Annotated in this window: 3 protein-coding genes and 1 pseudogene; 2 read left to right on the plus strand and 2 right to left on the minus strand. The window is 72.3% G+C overall.

Annotated elements, in window-relative coordinates:
• Together glgX and GTW43_RS05745 are read right to left on the minus strand one after the other, a co-directional pair.
• A partial coding sequence (glgX, locus tag GTW43_RS05740; RefSeq protein ID WP_161300529.1) for a glycogen debranching protein GlgX occupies nt 1–1,582 on the minus strand: 1,582 nt, incomplete at its 3' end.
• 30 nt (nt 1,583–1,612) lie between these two features.
• A complete protein-coding gene (locus tag GTW43_RS05745; RefSeq protein WP_161300530.1) occupies nt 1,613–2,032 on the minus strand; it encodes a pep a2 in 420 nt (139 codons plus the stop codon).
• A gap of 299 nt (nt 2,033–2,331) precedes the next feature.
• On the opposite strand from GTW43_RS05745, the pseudogene GTW43_RS05750 reads away from it, so the two are divergent.
• Together GTW43_RS05750 and GTW43_RS05755 are read left to right on the plus strand one after the other, a co-directional pair.
• A pseudogene (locus tag GTW43_RS05750) lies at nt 2,332–2,523 on the plus strand (DUF5133 domain-containing protein); the annotation flags it as partial.
• Between the two features lie 31 nt (nt 2,524–2,554).
• A partial coding sequence (locus tag GTW43_RS05755) for a maltotransferase domain-containing protein (protein ID WP_161300531.1) occupies nt 2,555–3,299 on the plus strand: 745 nt, incomplete at its 3' end.

Raw genomic sequence — 3,299 nt, forward strand, 5'->3', positions numbered from 1 at the left:
TCTGGGTGCGGCCGAGCTCGTCGCCGTGGGCGAGCATGGGGATGCCCTGCGAGAGCATGAGTGTGGCCAGGAAGTTGCGCTGCTGGCGGGCCCGGAGCTCGAGGACGCTCTCGTCCTGCGTCGGCCCTTCGGCGCCGCAGTTCCAGGAGCGGTTGTCGTTCTCGCCGTCCAGACCGGCCTCGCCGTTGGCCTCGTTGCGCTTGGTGTCGTACGAGACGAGGTCGCGCAGGGTGAACCCGTCGTGCGCGGTGACGAAGTTGACGCTGGCGCGGGGGCGCCGGCGCTCGTGCTGGTAGAGGTCGGACGAGCCGGTCAGCCGGGAGGCGAACTCCGCGACCGTGCGGTCCGCTCCGCGCCAGAAGTCCCGCACGGTGTCGCGGTACTTGCCGTTCCACTCGGACCACAGGGGCGGGAAGTTGCCGACCTGGTAGCCGCCGTCGCCGACGTCCCAGGGTTCGGCGATGAGCTTGACGCGGCTGACCACGGGGTCCTGCTGGACCAGGTCGAAGAAGGCGGAGAGCCGGTCGACGTCGTGGAACTGACGGGCGAGCGTGGCCGCGAGGTCGAAGCGGAAGCCGTCCACGTGCATCTCGGTGACCCAGTAGCGCAGCGAGTCCATGACGAGCTGGAGGACGTTGGGGTGGTGCATCAGAAGGCTGTTGCCGGTGCCCGTCGTGTCGAAGTAGCGGGCGGGGTCGTCGGGGTGCAGCCGGTAGTACGAGGCGTTGTCGATGCCCCGGAAGGCGAGCGTCGGACCGTGCTCGTTGCCCTCCGCGGTGTGGTTGTAGACGACGTCGAGGATGACCTCGAGCCCGGCGTCGTGCAGCGCTTTGACCATGGTCTTGAACTCGGTGACCTGTGCGCCGCCGGAGCCGTGCGCCGCGTACCCGTCGTGCGGGGCGAAGAAGCCGATCGACGTGTATCCCCAGTAGTTGGTCAGGCCACGGTCGCGCAGGAACCCGTCGTGGATGTACTGGTGGACCGGCATCAGCTCGACCGCCGTCACCCCGAGCGAGGTGAGGTGGGCGAGGACGGGTTCCGTCCCGAGTCCCGCGTAGGTGCCGCGCAGTCCGGGCGGCACGTCGGGGTGGGTGCGGGTGAGGCCGCGCACATGTGTCTCGTACACGACGGTCTCGGCGTAGGGCCGGCGCGGCGGCCGGTCGTCACCCCAGTCGAAGGCGGGGTCGGTCACCACCGAGAGCAGGGTGTGTCCGGCGCTGTCGGTCGGCTCGGGGCCCGGCGCGGCCCGCTCGAAGAGCGCGGGGTCGTTGTCCGTCCCGCCCTCCATGGCCCGCGCGTACGGGTCGAGGAGAAGTTTGGCGGGGTTGCAGCGGTGGCCGGCCGACGGCTCCCAGGGGCCGTGCACCCGGAAGCCGTAGCGCTGCCCCGGGCCGATCCCGGGGACGTAGCAGTGCCAGACGAAGCCGTCGACCTCACCGAGCGGGATCGTCCGGTGGGAGCCGTCGTCGTCGACGAGGACGAGGTCGACCCCCTGGGCCACCTCGCTGAACAGGGCGAAGTTGGTGCCGTCGCCGTCGGGCGTGGCGCCCAGGGGGAACGGGCTGCCGGTCCAGGTGTGCACGCAGCTACCTCCTGCGGGACGGGGCGGGCGTCAGCCGGCCACGGGCACGGCGGCGATCGCCGTCGGCACGGGGTCCGCGGTGCGCACCCGGCACGAGAACCACACGGTGGTGCCGCCCGGGCCGGGATACCTGCCCCAGCCGTCGCTCCACTCCGCGACCCGGCTCAGGCCCTCGGGCGGGACACGCTCGGCGGGGGCCTGCCGGTTGCGGTCGGACACGGCGGTGACCAGGTGCTGCCCGGCCCACCACATCTCCACGACCGCCGTCCGGTCCGGCCCGTGCTCGTCGATCGCCCGGAGCAGCAGGCGGGTGCAGTGACAGACGGGGTCGACGAGTGTCCGCAGTCCCCAGTGCCGCAGATGTGCGGCCAGAATACGCTCGACCTGCCCGATCCTCTCCGGGCCGACCTCCACGTCGAGGTGGTAGTAGCGGGAGATCGTGGGTTCCATCGGCTGGGCTCCTCTCGGGGAAGCCTGCCGCTCGTCGCGCCGCATGCGGCGCGCGTCCCGAACACGGAGCGTGAGCGGCAGTCGCTCCTGGGTCAGTCCAGCGTGTGAGTGCCCAGCTCATCGCGCAACACGAACACGACGGCACACCCGCCTCGTTGAATCCCCAACAGGACGCAGGGTGTTCGGTCGTGCACCATGGGTGAGAACGGCGGCTCCTCCTCGCGCGACACCTTGCGGTGACGCGGCCCGGCCGCTCCGGCCGTGCACGGAGGGCGCCCCCACGAAGAAGGTGACCCGTGGTGCTTCTGCCCACCAGATCCGAGGTCGCGCGTCATCTGAGCTACTACCGGGCGTGGGAACGCCTGGTGCTCGCCCACCCTGCCGACGTGACCATCCGCCTGCGCTTCGAGGACACCGCGTACACGCTGTGTGTGCTGATGGGCGAGTGCAAGGCGCGGACGGCCGCCGACGCGGCCGAGCAGTACCTGCGCCCGTGCCATCGGGAAACCGGCGAGGAGGCCGATGATGTCCGCTGGTGAGGCAGGCACCGCCCTGCGGCCGACGGTGCTGATCCGCGACGTCGAGCCGCTCGTCGACTGCGGCCGGCATCCCGCGAAGGCGATCCCCGGCGAGACCTTCCAGGTGACCGCCACCGTCTTCGCCGAGGCCGGGTCCACGGTCGGCGCCAACGTGGTGCTGACCGGACCGGACGGCACGCCGGGTCCGTGGACCCCGATGCGCGAGGTCTCGCCCGGCAGCGACCGCTGGAGCGCGCTCGTCACACCGGACACCGAGGGGCGCTGGACCTACGGCGTCGAGGCGTGGACGGACCCGGTGGGCGACTGGCGGCACGCGGCCCGGATCAAGATCCCGGCCGGCGTCGACACCGGGCTCGTCCTCGAGGAGGGCGCGCTCCTGTACGAGCGTGCGGCGCGCGGCGCCCCGCGGGGGGCCGCGCAGGACGTGCTGCTGAGCGCCGCGCGGGCGCTCCAGGACGACCTGCGGGCGCCGGCCGACCGCCTCGCCGCGGCGCTGACCGCCGAGGCGGACGCCGTTCTCGCCCGGTACCCGCTGCGCGAACGTCTCACGTGTGCGCCGCCGCTGCCGTTACTCGTGGAGCGGGAGCGGGCGCTGGTCGGTTCCTGGTACGAGTTCTTCCCGCGCTCCGAGGGCGCGGTCGTCGAACCGGGCAGGCCACCGGTCAGCGGCACGTTCGCGACCGCGGCCGAGCGCCTCCCGGCGATCGCCGCGATGGGCTTCGACGTCG

Source organism: Streptomyces sp. SID5785, assembly GCF_009870065.1.
Taxonomy (GTDB): Bacteria; Actinomycetota; Actinomycetes; order Streptomycetales; family Streptomycetaceae; genus Streptomyces.

What these genes read in the sequence shown, in the direction of transcription:
- GTW43_RS05745 (WP_161300530.1), bottom strand. Translation starts at nt 2,032, where the DNA reads ATGGAACCCACGATCTCCCGCTACTACCACCTCGACGTGGAGGTCGGC.